The organism is Cupriavidus sp. 8B, assembly GCF_054589115.1.
In genome coordinates this window covers 1-15,343 of record NZ_BAAILO010000182.1, presented here as the reverse complement: position 1 = coordinate 15,343, position 15,343 = coordinate 1, and the positions used below count along the sequence as shown (strand labels likewise).

Below are 15,343 nucleotides of genomic sequence, written 5' to 3'. Positions count from 1 at the left end.
GAGGAGGCGGACATTGCGTCCGCCTCCTCGCCTGCTCGCCCTATGCCGTCCTAACGCCGCCGTGCCGTCAAGCCGGCCGCTTTGCTCCGCACTCGCCGCAGAACAAGTCATCCGCCGCCATGGGCGCATGGCAGCTGCCGCAGGCGGACGCCACCGCTGCGGGCGCCGCAACTTGCGCAACCGCCGGCACCGCAGGCTTGGCCTGCGGCGATGCCTTGGCCTCGCGCATGCGCTCCGCGGCACGGTCCCGCGCTTGCTCGGCTTGCCGCTTTGCCTGCGCCATGCGCTCTTTCAGCATCGCCTCCGAGTCCGAGAAGTCCATGCCGTTGACGGTCTGCAGATAGATCAGGCAAGTGCCGTTGATAAAGGTCAGGAACGGGATCACCAAGGCAATCGTCAGCAGCAAGCCCGCGCCAAAGCCAAATGACTTTGCGTAGGCCATGCCATCCTGCAAGGCAGCCATGTCACCACGGCCATAGCCGCCGCCAAAGCCGCCGCCACCGTAGCCGCGACCGAACGGATTGAAGTCAGAGAACATCGCCAACAGCGAGCTCATGGGGCTGGCACCCACCGCGCTCGACAGCCACGCCGACATCAAGGCGCCATAACCCAGGATGCCAAACACCACGAACGACAGCACCGCCACCAGCACCAGCAGCAGGAACATGTTCACGATCACCTGCAGCAGCCGGTGCCGGCTGATCTGCATCAGCCGCGCCACCGTCTGCACCGCCGTATTGCCCTCCCAGATAGCAGGCGCGGCCAGCGGGTAGCCCACGTACCCCAGGCCCGCGAACGTCGCGCCGATGACCACTGCCACCAGCGGAAACGCAAACGCGTACAACAGCGACCCCAGGCCCGGGATCTTGCACAGCAGGAAGATCAGCAACGCACCCAGCAGCACCGCCAGGTAGCCCAGCAGCAGCAAGATGCCAACGCCAAGGAACCGGTGCGCGGTGAACACCGCCTGCAGCACCGCATCCACAAAGCCGATGGTGTGCCCCTGCGCCTGCCGCATCAGCGTGATGCCCACGGCGGAGTACCCCACCAGCATTACCCCCAGCGTGACCAGGCCAAGCAACAGCCCCAGGAAGAAGCTATGCGCGATCGTATAAGTGGTGAGCATGCCCGCGATCAGCGTTGCCACGCCCGCCATGCCGCACATCGCCAATGCGCGCCAGTTTGTAATCGCCTCGGCCGCTCGAAGCAGCGCATAGGAAGGCGCTGCAGCTTTTTCATTTGTCGTCATGAACTTGGTTTATCCGTATTGTTATTGGTTCTGCGGTTGCCTGATTGATCAACGCAGTGGTCGACTCAGTGGTCCAGCATGGCAACGGTGAGCGTGTCGCCCACCTGCGCCAGCTGCAGCTGGTTTTCCCGGGTGATGCCAGGCTTGCCATTCAGCACCACCTGGCTCTTCAGGCGATACGTGCCCTGCGGCGCGCCGGCCGGCAGCTTCAGCGTGAAGCTGTTGTCAAACTCGCCACTGCCCGGCGCCGAGCTGACGATCTTCTCGCCACGCTTGAACTCCTCCCCGGACGGCGCATAAACGGTCAGGATCTCCTTCACCTCCTGAACCTGCTCATTGGTGCCAGACACGGCGCGGATCGTCGACTGCAGCTTGATTGCTTCGCCCGCCTTCACCGCGCCGCTGGGCGTCACAACGGTGTTGTACGCATTCACCTCGGCCGTGCGCGGCAGGCGATTGCGGTTGCTCACCTTGTACTCGCGGTCTACCTCCGCCGCGGTCTTGGTCTGCCGCGTGGCAACCTCGATCACCGCGCATGCAGCCAGGCCAGCGGCCGCGCCACCCACGGCGCCCTTGGTGCCGCCGAGCAGCCCGCCAACGATGGCACCGCCCGCGCCAAGCGCCGCGCAGCGCAGGACCGTCTCACTGCTGATGGCGCTCTGGCCGCCCTGGGTGGCGCAGCCGCTGGCCAGCAGCGCGCCAAGGGCCGCCACTAGAATCGTCTTCTGGAGTTTCATGATTTGCAGGTAGTTATTCGAGAGAGGTGTTGGAGCGCAGCGCTTCCATCTGCCTGGATTTGGCGTTGCTGATCAAGGTCTTGGCTGCGCGGTTGCCGGCGTCGATGGCCAGGACGCTTTCGCCTGTGGCGATGGCTTTGTCGTATTGGCCTTTGGCGATGTGGCCCTTGGCCTTGCGCAGCAGCTCGTCGACCTTGGCTTCCATGGGATCGATTTGGGCTACTGGCTTGGCGGGTTTGGCCGGGGGCATGGGCGTGGGGACGGCCGGCGCCGCGGTGGCGAGCGAGGGCGGTTCCGGTGCGGGCGCGGGGGCGGGGGGCAGGGTGGCCGCCACGGGTGCGCTTGGCTCGGGCTGTGCTGGCGGCGCCGGGGGTTCTTGGGGCTGGATGGGCTGGGCGGGTTCGCTCGGCTGGGTTGCCACGGTGGTTTCAGGCGGCGATGCCGGCTGGGACGCTTGCACCTGCGTCGCTTGGTCGACCGGCGGGGTGGGTTGCTTGCCGCTGTACCACCAGAACAGACCTCCTCCGGCGACAGCGACGGCTGTGGCGATGCCGGCGGCGATCAGTGCCTTGGACGATTGACGTGGCGCGGGCTCTGTGGTGCTTTGGGATGTCGAGGTGTGGGTACCTTGCTCCACTGTTGGCCGCGATGCCTGGGCTGGTGTTTCGATGTTGCCAGGCTTGGGAGCGATGGGTTGAGGAACGTGCTCAGGCTCGACCTCCTGGACGACTACTACAGGCAGTTGGTCTGCATCTGGTGTTACCTCGCGGACTAGTGGCGCCTCCACCTGCGCAGGCTCGGCCACCACCTCGGCGGGTGCCACGGCCTCTGGTACTAGCGTAATCGAATGTTGCGAAGCATCGTCTGCAAGTGCTATTTCCACAGTCGTCGGCCGTGTCCCGCATTTCCTGCAGAATCTTGCGCCGGCTATCAGTTCAGCGCCGCAGCCGCTGCAGCCTGCAACGGCTCCCGCCGATGCTTGGGCTTTGACTGGCGTTCCGCATGTTTTGCAGAAGCGCGTGCCGGCTGGGGTGCCGGTGCCGCAGTTTGTACAGCTTGTCATTCCATTCCCTTGATTATTGGTATCTCCGGGCGCAATTCCCCCTGGCTGATTTGGTTCTTTCGTTCATTTCTCAGCAGGGGAGATGGCTACAGCCCGCGCGATGTCGAAGCTGGTCAGCGTGAGCTCCGCCCGGGTCGGCTTCGGATGCTGGCTTTCGCGGCTTTAACGGACGATGGCTGTGTACGCTGAACCCCTCATCGGAGGGGAGGCAGGGGTTTTTATTTTTCTCCGCCTGCGGGCCAGTGATGCTCGGGATTTGCAGGCACGCATTAAAGCCCACCCCCCAACTTCTTGGGGGTTCAGGACCGCATGTTTCTGCCGATACAACGAATTGCCGTGTCGTGCCAAACAGGCGCGCGGATCCCTAAACCTGCCATCGGATATAAAAGTTGCGCCTCTTTCTTGCGATCTTCCTACCCTGGTTCCAATTCTTCACGATCGGTCGCCCGTTCGCTGGCATCATCTGCTTGCTTCTCCAACTCACGCTGATCGGCTGGATTCCAGCCGCAATCTGGTCAGCCTATGCGTTGAGCCAATATAAGACCGATCAAAAAATCTCTAAGGCTATCGGCAGGAGGTAAGCATGGACGCGAGGAAGCAAGCGATCGCGGGAGTTCTTGGGCTCTCCCTGACACTCCTTCTAGCCGGCTGCCAAGACATGAATGGACTGGCGGCGGTAAATCAGGCTCTCGGCACAATTAACGCGACTCTGGGCGCAAGACCTACCGGCGGCTATGCAAGTCAATCCGCAGGCACCATGGTGTACGTTCCAGAGGAAACTCGGCAACGAACCTCCGGCGCAATGACTGCCGCTCAAGCGCAGGAAATCAATCGGATGATTGCCGATGCCAGGCCTGCAATCGAGAATGTCGTGGCACTCGCGGCTTGCGGTGCAGACCGGAACCGAATGAATCGCTATATAGATCCGGATTCTTCGTTTAGTTACTACATGAAGCCTGCCGATTCGATGCGATATCACAAGTCAGGGTGCCTAACTCCACTGCGGATAGCCGGATGGAAACGGAAATCGGCGAATGCACTCGAATTCTTCGCCGACTACGTATCCCCGCAAAGCGAAGAAAGCGCGCGTCAACGATACATTGCTGTTCGCCAGCCGAGTGGTGAATGGCTATTTGGCTTCTACTGATCGATCCGCCCATTTCCACAATCGCTGTGTTGTCGGGAAGCCACGCTGATTTTGGGAAGGGCGCCTTGGCCGATGAGATGACGTTTGCATTGAGGCGAGCGGACGGCCGTTATCGACCCTTCTGCGCCATTCGACTGCGCGAGGCCGAAGGGCTGATTCTGTCCGCATTTGGGACATTCAGGCTTACAGCGCGCACCGCTACGGCCAGCAGCGCCATGGCCCGGCCGGCAACCTCGGCTGCCAGTCACGACTGTAGTTCGGGCTCGCACATCAGTGGCGGCAGGGTAGTAGGCACGTAGATGCCCTGCATGTATCGCCAACCCAGGAGCGCCCGTTTCGCGCTGAAACGCAAGGAAATCGAGAACGTGCTGGCGCTGCCGTGGATCTGGCGGTGAAGTAAAGCGCCGGCGACCGGTCCGGCACCCACGGGATTGGGTGTCTTCTGATGTGGCATCAGCCGGCGTAACCGAGCCGTTCCGCGTCGGTCATGCCATCCATCCGCAGCTCATCGAACGCCGTAAGCAATGCCCGGACCTTGGGTGGCATCAGTTTCCTCGCAGGGGTCATAGCATAGACCTTCACCGGCGACGAGAGCATCGAAGGCAAAAGACGCACCAGCTCACCACGACGCATGTAATCGGCGACGAAGCTCGGCGGCAGTCTCACCACCCCCAGCCCTTCGATCGCCGATCGCACACGTATTTCCGCATTGGGTGCCCGGATGCTGGGACGAACCCTGATTCGAGCAACTTCCCTACCATTGTCGAAGACGTCCCACTGCTGGTCTTCCGCGTCCACGATGGCTGGCCAGGAATCCAGGTCTGACGGTTGCCGGGCAAGACCCAGTTTCGTGACAAGCGCCGGTGATGCGTAGAAGGCGCGGTCCATGGCGACGACTCGCTTGCTGATCAGCGAACTGTCCGGCAGTCTTGCATCGGTCTTGATGAAGGCGATGTCATATCTCTTCTCCAGCAGATCGGGCAGATCCCGGATATCGTCGATTTCAACCCGGAGCGCGGGATAATCCTTCAGTACGGATGCCAGCGCCGGCGCCAGATGGAGCCAGCCTGTTTCGTATGGCGCAGCTATTCGCAGCGTACCGGACACCTCGTGTTGACTGGATCTTGCCGCGCTTTCGACCTCGCGAAGCTGGCTAAACAACGGCGCAACACGCGCGTAAAGTACCTCACCAAATTCCGTGACGCGCACCTTTCGCGTTGTGCGATCTAGCAATCGGCTACCAAGTCGCGCCTCCAGTCGCGCCAGCGACGAACTGACCGAAGACTTGGGAATGCCGGCACGATCGCCTGCCGCTGTAAAGCTTCCAGTCTCTACGATCCGGCAAAAGTTCTCCCAGTCACGCCAGTCCGTGACGTCATCAGGTCTTTTGTACAACATGGTTCTCTACCGCAAGATACTACCGATGAATCAAGCTAGACCGCCGCTTTGCCTATTGAAGCGCCGCCATCCACGAACAATGTCTGCCCGGTGATGAACGCGGCAGGCTCAGAAAGCAGGAATTCGATCGCCGCAGCCAGTTCATCTGGCTTGCCCAGGCGACCCATCGGCACCAGGGAAAGAAAGCGCTTCTCGGCGTCACTGCCTTGGGGCGTATTGACGCGGAACATTTCCGTCTCTACGGGGCCCGGCGCGATGGCATTCACCGTGATTCCTGTCGGCGCAAGCTCAAGTGCCCAGGTCCGTGTGAAGCTGACCATGGCGCTCTTGGCCGCGGCATAAACGGAGCGGTTCGCTACACCCAGTACGACCAGGCTCGACAAATTTACGATGCGCCCCCAGCCTCGCTCCCGCATGCCGGGCAAAAGCGCCTGAACGAGCTGGACGGCTGGGCGCAGGTTCGATCGGAAGATGTCGTCCATGACATTCAGGTCGATGCTACCAAGCGGCGCAAGCTCGATGAATCCCACATTGTTGACCACGCCATCGATAGCGTGCTCGGCCTTCAGCTTCGTCAGCGCCTCTTCGGTCGCGACGGCATCGGTCAGGTCGATCGGCACCAGAATGCCGGGAAAATCGCGGTCGGCATTGCGCGCCACCCCAATCACCTTATGCCCGGCAGACGCCAGGCGATGAGACAGGGCACGGCCGATTCCCTTGCTGGCACCGGTAATCAAAAAAGTCTTCTGTGACATGGCATTTCCAGGTTCGGTGCGAGGAGCAATATCCCTGCGCACCCTCTTTGCATCGAAAGGTACAAAACGGTTGTAAATCGATGAGCACAAAACGCAGTTGGCCCATCAAGGCACCACAACGACTGTATGGTCTGGGGTTACGCGTGCCAAAACGCAATCGAATCGGCCGCCTGAGTATCACGAGTGTTGTGGAATTCTCGACAGAAGTTTGCACAGCAATCTCCTGAAACGCAGCTACAGGCGGCATGCCTCATACGCGGCAAGCTTGATGACTTGGTGTGGTTCGGCGAACCGTCGAACTACGCGTCAGGGATAGTCACCGTGCTGGGTTGGTACAGCACGTCCGAAGAGGTCGGCCAGGATAGCCAGGACCAACAGCGCGGCGCCCGTCAGAAACAGCACCCGATGATTTCCGCCCGTCGCGCCATACAAGGCCGAGAATCCGTAGGCGCCAATGGCAAGCGCGACGGCTGAAATGATGCTCGCGCGCGTCCACGCGATGTTTTGGCGTGGACCATTGTGTGGCACAAGCTCATGCACGCACGCCAGCGCAAGCGGAACCATTCCCGGCGCAAACGTGCCGATCGCCAGCGTGAGGATCCCGAGGACGTAGATATTGTCGGTGATGTAGAACGCCGCCAATACGGGCATCATGGCCGCGCAAACGGCTCTCGCGACTGCCCGAGGACGCAGGCGATCCGCCATGTAGCCATAGAGCGGGGGTCCCACGATCGCCCCCAAGCCGTATATCGCCCAGAACAGTGCGCCCTGGTCCGCGCTGCGGCCGAGCCCGCGTGTGACGAAGTCGACCAGGAATACCATCGGTGGGACGGCCGACGCCGCCATCAGCGCATATTGACCATACAGCAGGCGGACAGCGCGGCTGAATCGGACCATGTCGTGTGTCGACGTCGGGGCATGAACTCCTTTGGCCGCAAGCTTGCCTGAAGGCCACGCGAACCAGCTTGCCGCCGTGAGAAGTGCGGACACTGCGGCGAGGCCGATCCAGGTCTGCGCCAGTCCCAGCTTGAGCAGCAGCGGAATCAGCGTTCCCGAGCCGGCAATGCCCAGTCCGAGCCCCAGGAATATGGCCCCTCCCGCAGCGCCTTTACGTGCTTGGGGCACATGCGGGAGGATCGTGCCGGCCAGCAGCACCATGACCACGCCGCCCGCCACACCTGAGATGAAGCGCCAACTGAAGTACCAGAGAAAGGACAGCGGATACGCACAGGCAACGAAAGCCAGCGAGATCAGCACCATCATCAATCGCAAGACACGCTCGTTGGTAAGCCAGTTGGCAATGCGTCTGCCGATCAGCGCGCCCAACACGTAGCCCGCGAGATTTGCCGCCCCGAGGTAGACAACCGTCGTTGCCGGAAACCAGTGCGACTGGATCAATTCCGGGATAAGCGGCGTAAAGGCGAAGCGCGCCAGTCCAATGCTCACTAGGCTTGCGCACAAGCCGGCAAATATATAGCGCCATACAAGCCGTCGATCAATTTCTGCCGACGTCAGGCCGGCTGCATGAGTGGACATGTCTGATTCCTTGATTGCGACTGACCAACGGCACACGTCCCCGCAGGATCGCGCACCCCTATCTTTGACACTAGTGTCATGAATAGGCGCAATCTAGGCTAGTTTGACAGTGGTGTCAATGTTGGTGTCTAATTCCCGCTACGGACGACTACGGTGCGGGAAGACAAAAAATGGTTGGAGTTCGCCAGTTCAATGAGGATGACGTGCTGGACAAAGCCTTGACGCTGTTCTGGAGCAAGGGTTACGCGAATACGACCATGCAGCAGCTTGCGGAGGCGACAGGCGTGCAGCGTGGGTCGCTCTATAACGCGTATGGCGACAAAGAGACCCTGTTCCTGCGGGCCTTCAGCCTTTACCGTGAAAAGTATGTCGGCCAGATGCGCCTTGCGCTGGGCGAGCCGCGGCTACGGGAGTCGTTGCGGAAGTTCTTCGGCTTCGTCATTACGTCGATGACGAGCGGGACGCCGACGCGTGGTTGCCTCAGTACGAAAACCGCGGTGGGTTCGGAAGATCTGGACGATGCGATTCAGATCGTACTCAAGGACCTGCTGGACGATATCGAAGCCGCGATTTTCGAACGGTTCTCACGCGCTGATGTGGAGGGGCAACTCGCGCTGCCGGCACGCCAGGCCGCTCGGTTGATCGTCACGATGACACGGGGCCTGGTCGTCATCGAGCGTATCTATCACGATGAGAAACGTATGCGCGCAACGGCGGATTCGCTGCTGACATTGTTGCTGCGGGACTGAAAGCCCACTGGCGCGCCGGCCCATGTAGTGGACAAGTTGTCCTACCCAAATGCGTGCCACTATGCATTGCAAAGCTTTATGGGCACGTAAAGGGCAGCAAGGTAGGGGGCGGCGTGGATCTTCGGCATCGATTCTCATGCTGCTGGAACCCCGTTACTCAACTTGAAAGCACTGCGCATAAAGGTCCGGGATAGCCAGGGGCTCCGACGATACTTTCAGGCGCGTGTTCTGCTGGTTCTGTGTGCCACCCCGCAATAGCGGTCGGCGTTTCGACGTCGTCGATTTGTCGCAGTGCAACAACCATGGTCTGCCGTTACCTGAATTTGGCTCGGCGCGGTAGAGCCTACAACGCGTTGCAAGGTTGCGCGTTGACAGGGGCGCAGAGCCCGCTCGCACCTGGTCTTGGCCCAGGTGAAATTTGAAAACTTGCGTCTGTCGGTTGACGCACCGGCAAGCGAGACTGTTCCCGCAATCGCCTCCCGCACGGCCCCGCTTGTTGGCCATTCTTGCGATTTGCTTCATTTGTAGTATTGTGCAGCGACGTGAGGCCCTATTCAGGCAACTCCCGTGGTTGGCAGTGGAGGATGAACCATGAAGATCGTCGTTATCGGCGGCACCGGTCTCATCGGCTCGAAGACCGTCGTCATTCTTCGGCAGGGCGGCCACGATGTCATTGCCGCCTCGCCCAAAAGCGGTGTCAACAGCATTACTGGCGAGGGGCTCCAGGAAGCCATGACCGGGGCGCAAGTGGTCATCGACCTCGCCAACTCACCGTCATTCGAAGACAAGGCAGTGCTGGAGTTCTTCGAGACCTCCGGCCGCAACCTTCTCGCGGCGGAAGCTGCAGCCGGTGTCGGGCACCATGTGGTGCTATCCATTGTCGGCACCGACCGAGCGCCGGAAAACGGATACTTCCGCGCCAAGGTCGCCCAGGAGAAGCTGGTCAAGGCCTCCGGCATTCCCTATACCGTCATTCGCTCGACCCAGTTCCTGGAATTTCTTGGCGGCATTGCCGATGCCAGTACGGATGGAAATACAGTGAGGGTTGCGCCGGGCCTGTTCCAGCCAATCGCGTCCGACGACGTCGCCGCCATGGTTGCCGATGTGGCGATCGCGGCGCCACAAAACGGCATTGTCGAAATCGCTGGCCCGGAGCGCGCGCCATTCAACGAAATCGTCGCCCGCTATCTGAAGGCAGTGGGCGACCCGCGCGAGGTCGTGCGTGATCCCGAAGCCCGATACTTCGGCGGTCGCGTCGAGGAGCATTCCCTGGTGCCGTTGGGTGAGACGCGCCTCGGCCGCATCGGTATGGACGAATGGATCTGCCGCTCACGGACAGGACGCTGATCCCACATACATCCGAGAACAGGAAAGCTCCATGAAACGCACCTTTGTACGCTGCTTGTCGCCGCCCTGCCGTTCGGCAGTGTCCTGGCGGAGGCACCGAAGTCAAAGAACGCCAAGGTGAACGTTGCCTACCAGCACGAACTGCCGAATGTTCCCGGCAAGAGCTTCAAGGGCGTGCTCGTCGAATATGGACCGGGAGGCTACTCGCCAGGCCACACGCATGCCAAATCCGCCTTCATCTACGCGACCGTGCTTGAAGGGGAGATCCGTAGTCAGGTCAACGATGGACCGGTGGCGACCTGCAAGGCCGGACAAAGCTTTACCGAGATGCCGGGTGATCGCCATAAGATCAGCGCCGATGCCAGCGAAACGAAACCGGCCAAGCTTCTCGCGGTGTTCGTGGTGGACACGAGTGATATGGAGCTGACGACCGCGTTCTGGAACTGAGGCTCGTTGGCCTTCCTCCGGAGAGATTGCCTCGCGAGGAAATGCGGGGCGCCAGTGCACGTGTCGAAGCTACAGCCTCAATACTGCGAGCGAGAACGTGCCGGATCATGGTTGGAATTGCATCATGAACATGGGCCGCATTCGGCTGGTCCCCATGACGCTCGCCATAATGCTGCTTGCAGCATGCGCGAGCTTCAGCGGCTTGCGCACGCATGCCACGGCCAGCGATCCGCAGGATCTGGAAGCGGCACAGAGTCTTTCATCGGTTTCGTTTTCAACCGCGGCCTGGCCCAGTGAGCAGTGGTGGATCGCCATGGGCGACGATCAGCTGAATCGGTTCATTGGTGATGCACTGCAGGGGCAGCCAGACTTGCGCGTTGCCGAGGCGCGAGTCAGGGCTGCCCAGGCCGTGTCCGGCATTGCCGGGGCCGCGCTCTACCCGCAGGTAAACGCCATCGCCACCAGCGTACGCCGGCGCTTCAGCGAGGCGGGCACCGTGCCGCCACCGATCGCCGGCACCTGGCAAACCATCAATGACGCGGCACTGGGCGTCACTTACGAACTCGACTTCTGGGGCAAGAACCGAGCGGCCATGCGGGCGGCGCTCGATCGTGCCCGTGCCACGGAGGTAGATCTGCAGGCCACACAGCTTGTGTTGACCACAACGTTGACAAGGACCTATCTCCGCCTGGATGCAGCCTACGACCTGCGTGACCTGGCCGAAAGCACGCTCAAGCAACGCGAACAGACGCTGGCATTGACGCGTCAAAGGGTGGCTGCCCAGATCGACTCCAGGCTGGAGCTGACCCAGGCCGAAGCCGCATTGCCCATCGCGCGGGAGCGTATTGCGTCGCTCAACGAATCCATCGCCCTGCTCAACAATCAGTTGGCAGCGCTGCAAGGAAAGGGACCGGACGCCGGCCTGGCCGTGCAACGGCCGCATCTGGCCAAGGTTGGGATCGTGCAATTGCCGAGTGATCTTCCCGTCGAATTGATCGGTCGCCGCCCTGATATCGTCGCAGGACGATGGCGGGTTGAAGCGGCGCGCCTGGACATCAAGGTTGCCAGGGCACAGTTCTATCCCAACATCAGCCTGAATGCCTTCATTGGATTGGAGCGGCTCGGCTTCGAAGATTTTCTCTCGGCCGGCAGCCGGGTGATAGGTATCGGCCCGGCCCTGTCGTTACCCATCTTCGACGGGGGCCGCCGGCGCGGCAATCTCGCATTGAATCAGGCCGCCTATGACGAAGCGGTCGAAACGTATAACGCAACCTTGATCAGTGCCCTCCACGATGTGGTCGATCAACTGATATCACTGCATTGGCTCGATGCCCAGGAGAAGGAGCAGAACGAGGCCTTGCAACTCACCCAGCAAGCGTATGACCTGGCCATCAGGCGGTATCGCCAGGGTGTTGCCAGCTATCTGCAGGTATTGATCGCTGAAGGCCAGGTCCTGCTGCAGAAGCGCCTGGTCATCGAATCGCAGGCGCGCGAACGCGAGGTGCGCCTGAACCTGATTCGCGCACTGGGTGGAGGGTATGCACCCGCATCCTCCCCCGATCCACGCCTCGCGGACGAATCATGACGCCTGGGGATCTAACATGAATGCCAGCGCAGGCAACGCCGAACCTGGAAACAATCCGCCAGGCGATTCGGGCGGCGGCTGGGCCAGTGGTACGCCGCGCTGGCGAATCGCGGGCCTGATCCTACTCGTGCTGGTAGCCCTGGGCACTGCTGTCTGGTGGTTCGTCGCCGGCCGATACTGGGAGTCCACCGAAGACGCCTATGTCGATGGCAACGTCGTATCGGTGACCGCCCAGGTCAGCGGCGTCATCACTGCCATCCGCGCAGACACCACCGACCACGTCACCGCAGGCAACGCACTGGTCATGCTTGACGATACCGACGCAAAGCTGGTGCTTGCACGAGCCGAAGCCCAGCTGGCCCGGACAGTACGCCAGGTTCGTACCCAATACGCGGCTGTCGAGCAGGCTCGTGCAAACCAGCGGCTGCGGGAAATCGAATTGGCCAGGGTCAAGGCCGATCTGGCTCACCGAAAGGAACTCGTGGGCAGCGGTGCCATCCCCGGCGAAGAGGCGCGACACGCGGAGGACGCCGTACGCTCAGCTGGCGCCGCCCTGGATGCCGCGCGCCATCAACTGGCAGCGAGCACCGCACAGGTTGAACACACGACGATCGCCACGCATCCCGATGTGCTGGCCGCGGCCTCTCAGGTCCGCGAGGCCTATGTGGCGGCCTACCGCACTAGGGTGCCAGCGCCCGTGACAGGTGTGGTCACCAAGCGTAACGCACAGGTGGGCCAGAAAATCAACGCGGGGATCTCGTTGATGTCGGTGGTGCCATTGGACCACCTTTGGGTCAACGCCAACTTCAAGGAGTCCCAGTTACGGCATATCCGGATTGGGCAGTCCGTTCGTCTCTATGCCGATGCGTACGGCGAAGACGTGGTCTATGAGGGCATGGTCATTGGGCAGGACGCCGGTACCGGCAGCGCGTTCTCCCTGTTGCCGGCACAAAACGCGACGGGAAACTGGATAAAGATCGTACAACGGGTGCCGGTCCGCATAGCGCTCGATCCCCAACAGATTGCAAAGCATCCCCTGCAACTGGGGTTGTCGATGAAAGTGGTGGTGGACACTCGGCAGCGCGACGGCACGCGGCTGGTGGTTCCGGGATCTCGAACCCACGGTTATCAGACCGACGTATTCGTCGGCGAATTGGCGCGCGCAGACGACGTCGTGCAGAAGATCATCCAGGCGAATCAATAGCGCCTTCGCGAATCAGGAGAGGCTTCGACATGTCTCAAAGCAGCCCGGGACGCCTGTTCTACGCCACGATTTTCCTGCTGGTCTCCGTCGATTTCCTGCAGTCGGGAATGACCGCCTTTGCCGCCGTTCCGCTCATGGGCGAATTGGGTATGACCCCGGAGGACTTCAGTTTTGCCTCAGCGACCTACGCGAGCGTGGCGATTCTCTCGATCTCCATGGCGCGCTGGTGCGTGGAGCGCCTTGGGCCGCGTCGATTTGTCCAGTACGCCACTGCCATTTGCGCAACCGGTGCCGTGCTGTGCGCCACCAGCGATGACTTCTCTTCATTCTTGGCAGGACGGGCTGTGATGGCACTCGGCGGTGGCGCACTTTTCACGTGCGCCCGCATGATGATTCATCATGTGCTCGCTGGGCCCGAGCGATTCGTCGGCATCAAGTACCTTGCCGGTGGTGTGGCGGTGAACATTTCGGCGGCACCCTGGCTGGCTTCGCTCGCGGTATCGCATGAAAGCTGGAGTGCCATTTACTGGCTTCTTGCCGCATTGGCCGGATCGCTCGTACTTATGGCATCAGTGGTCCTGCACGATCGGCCGCTGGTCGCACCGGAGCATCGTTCGAAGCCGAATCTGTGGCCACAGATCATCCTCATAGGCGGAAGCTTCCTGCTGCTCTATGCACTGCAGCGCTTTTATTACGACTTCTATGGAGACGTACTGCTGATTGGGATGATGATGGTCCTGGCAGTCGTCGGTTTGATGTTCTATGGGCGCACCCAGCATGCCGGAGATAACCCCATACTGCGGGTGCGCGACATGCTGAGCGTTCGCTACGTGTCGGGCGTGGCGCTGTTCCTGTTTGGCTACGTGATGCTTGGCGCGAACAACTACATGATTCCGACGCTGCTGCAGCGAACCTTGGGTTTTGCGTGGGCGACCGTGGGTGATTTCGAGGCGCTGGGTTTTGCGGGGGGGATCCTGACCTGGGGCGTCATGATGCGGATCTTGCCACGTTACCCGTCTCCACAAAAGTTTCTCGTCATCGGTTTCCTTGCGCTTGCCGTGTACGGTGCTTGGCTCTCCAGGATCGATGGTCATGCCAACATGTGGCGTGACATCCTGCCGGCGCTTGCCATCTATAGCATATTTCCACTGGTCGTCATGCCCGTGGCTGCTATGAATACCTTCAGGGAACTCGAATATGACGAGTCGGTTTTCGCAAATGCCCAACAGATGAAGAACATGCTGGCGCAAATTGGCGTCGCCCTGGGCATCACGCTGGCGACACTAGGGCAGCAATGGCGGACGACGGCGCACTATGCCGTTCTCAATGAACGGGTGGCGTCGGGCGAGCCCATTTTTGTGGAGACATTCCAGAAGCTCCAGGACGCATTGATCCAGGCAACTGGTGCCGCGCAGGCGGCGCAGATGGCGACGGCGCAGGTCGCCCAGATGCTGGCCCGGGAATCCGCCTTGCTGGCGCATATCGACTATTTCGGACTGGTCGCAGTGCTCGGGCTTGCGGGTGTGCTGGTGACGTTGGTCCAGCGGGTGTTCCGATAAGGCCTGCGACCTGCCACACCGCTGCGAGATGCCACCATGCACCTGGGAAAATCGTACAAAATTTCCGAGTTCACGGTCTGGTCGAGGCGGCAACTCTATGCCTCGCTGGCGTGCGGTTCGCTGCCCGTTATCCTCTATCAGTTCCTCGGGCTCAAATGGCTGTCGATTCCGGGCAGCCGCCGACCCCAAGGTCAACTCGATCATCCAGAACGCCGGTTCGCCGGTCCTCTACATGAATTCGCCCCAGTTCCAAGCGTATTGGGACAAGGTTGCCGGCAAGTTTGCCACGGCCGTACGCAAGATCGGGAAGGTTGAATAGGCAGTGCAGGGCGCGCAGCGGCCCCTTGCCTTCTGCCCCGTGCCCTTGCCCACTCCAGGGCACGAGCAAGCTGGCTTCGCGATGACTTGCCGAGGTCGAAAGTGACGGCGTAGCCCGCAACTCGAAAAGACCACCGGGACGTTGAATAAAGCGGTTCATCCGACTTTCGTGTGGGTCAGCGCAGCCGGATGTAGGTTGAGACCACCGCAGTGGAAGTAGACGGCGATCTTGAAGTGGTCCGGATTGCG

At 61.1% G+C, this 15,343-nt stretch carries 15 protein-coding genes and 1 pseudogene; 8 read left to right on the top strand and 8 right to left on the bottom strand.

Going from position 1 to position 15,343, the window contains the following annotated elements:
* Window positions 1-67: 67 nt before the first annotated feature.
* From ACYP5B_RS18405 to ACYP5B_RS18390, 4 genes and pseudogenes are all read right to left on the bottom strand, one after another.
* The gene (locus ACYP5B_RS18405) at window positions 68-1,249 is read right to left on the bottom strand and encodes a DUF883 domain-containing protein (RefSeq protein WP_459570647.1); all 1,182 of its coding nucleotides are present in this window, start codon (window positions 1,247-1,249) and stop codon (window positions 68-70) included.
* 65 nt (window positions 1,250-1,314) lie between these two features.
* Window positions 1,315-1,986: a hypothetical protein gene (locus ACYP5B_RS18400; protein ID WP_318238418.1), complete on the bottom strand. Its 672-nt coding sequence runs from the start codon at window positions 1,984-1,986 to the stop codon at window positions 1,315-1,317.
* A 13-nt stretch (window positions 1,987-1,999) separates the two neighbouring features.
* Complete coding sequence (locus ACYP5B_RS18395) at window positions 2,000-2,809, bottom strand: hypothetical protein (RefSeq protein WP_459570687.1); 810 nt, start codon at window positions 2,807-2,809, stop codon at window positions 2,000-2,002.
* Window positions 2,810-2,896: 87 nt separating this feature from the next.
* Window positions 2,897-3,049 (bottom strand): annotated as a pseudogene (locus ACYP5B_RS18390) (double zinc ribbon domain-containing protein); the annotation flags it as partial.
* A 389-nt stretch (window positions 3,050-3,438) separates the two neighbouring features.
* Here ACYP5B_RS18390 and ACYP5B_RS18385 point away from each other — a divergent pair.
* Both ACYP5B_RS18385 and ACYP5B_RS18380 read left to right on the top strand, forming a co-directional pair.
* Window positions 3,439-3,630, top strand: a complete 192-nt coding sequence (locus ACYP5B_RS18385) for a YqaE/Pmp3 family membrane protein (protein ID WP_459570646.1) — start codon at window positions 3,439-3,441, stop codon at window positions 3,628-3,630.
* 2 nt (window positions 3,631-3,632) lie between these two features.
* Window positions 3,633-4,196: a hypothetical protein gene (locus ACYP5B_RS18380; RefSeq protein ID WP_267604134.1), complete on the top strand. Its 564-nt coding sequence runs from the start codon at window positions 3,633-3,635 to the stop codon at window positions 4,194-4,196.
* Window positions 4,197-4,649: 453 nt separating this feature from the next.
* Here the strand turns inward: ACYP5B_RS18380 and ACYP5B_RS18375 are convergent, their stop codons facing one another.
* The 3 genes from ACYP5B_RS18375 to ACYP5B_RS18365 form a co-directional block, all read right to left on the bottom strand.
* Window positions 4,650-5,594, bottom strand: a complete 945-nt coding sequence (locus tag ACYP5B_RS18375) for a LysR family transcriptional regulator (protein ID WP_459570645.1) — start codon at window positions 5,592-5,594, stop codon at window positions 4,650-4,652.
* A 35-nt stretch (window positions 5,595-5,629) separates the two neighbouring features.
* A complete protein-coding gene (locus ACYP5B_RS18370) occupies window positions 5,630-6,349 on the bottom strand; it encodes an SDR family oxidoreductase (RefSeq protein WP_400095503.1) in 720 nt (239 codons plus the stop codon).
* Window positions 6,350-6,655: 306 nt separating this feature from the next.
* Window positions 6,656-7,885, bottom strand: coding sequence for a YbfB/YjiJ family MFS transporter (locus tag ACYP5B_RS18365; protein ID WP_459570644.1), 1,230 nt, complete (start codon window positions 7,883-7,885; stop codon window positions 6,656-6,658).
* Window positions 7,886-8,088: 203 nt separating this feature from the next.
* On the opposite strand from ACYP5B_RS18365, the gene ACYP5B_RS18360 reads away from it, so the two are divergent.
* From ACYP5B_RS18360 to ACYP5B_RS18335, 6 genes are all read left to right on the top strand, one after another.
* A complete protein-coding gene (locus ACYP5B_RS18360; protein ID WP_400095505.1) occupies window positions 8,089-8,634 on the top strand; it encodes a TetR/AcrR family transcriptional regulator in 546 nt (181 codons plus the stop codon).
* 591 nt (window positions 8,635-9,225) lie between these two features.
* Window positions 9,226-9,981, top strand: coding sequence for an SDR family oxidoreductase (locus ACYP5B_RS18355; protein WP_459570643.1), 756 nt, complete (start codon window positions 9,226-9,228; stop codon window positions 9,979-9,981).
* Between the two features lie 84 nt (window positions 9,982-10,065).
* Window positions 10,066-10,428 carry a cupin domain-containing protein gene (locus tag ACYP5B_RS18350; protein WP_459570685.1) on the top strand — a complete coding sequence of 121 codons (363 nt, stop codon included), beginning with the start codon at window positions 10,066-10,068 and terminating at the stop codon, window positions 10,426-10,428.
* Window positions 10,429-10,552: 124 nt separating this feature from the next.
* The gene (locus tag ACYP5B_RS18345; RefSeq protein ID WP_459570642.1) at window positions 10,553-12,013 is read left to right on the top strand and encodes an efflux transporter outer membrane subunit; all 1,461 of its coding nucleotides are present in this window, start codon (window positions 10,553-10,555) and stop codon (window positions 12,011-12,013) included.
* Between the two features lie 16 nt (window positions 12,014-12,029).
* Window positions 12,030-13,217: an HlyD family secretion protein gene (locus tag ACYP5B_RS18340; protein WP_459570641.1), complete on the top strand. Its 1,188-nt coding sequence runs from the start codon at window positions 12,030-12,032 to the stop codon at window positions 13,215-13,217.
* A gap of 29 nt (window positions 13,218-13,246) precedes the next feature.
* A complete protein-coding gene (locus ACYP5B_RS18335) occupies window positions 13,247-14,776 on the top strand; it encodes an MFS transporter (RefSeq protein WP_459570640.1) in 1,530 nt (509 codons plus the stop codon).
* A 151-nt stretch (window positions 14,777-14,927) separates the two neighbouring features.
* Here the strand turns inward: ACYP5B_RS18335 and ACYP5B_RS18330 are convergent, their stop codons facing one another.
* Window positions 14,928-15,254: a hypothetical protein gene (locus tag ACYP5B_RS18330; protein ID WP_459570639.1), complete on the bottom strand. Its 327-nt coding sequence runs from the start codon at window positions 15,252-15,254 to the stop codon at window positions 14,928-14,930.
* Window positions 15,255-15,343 lie beyond the last annotated feature (89 nt).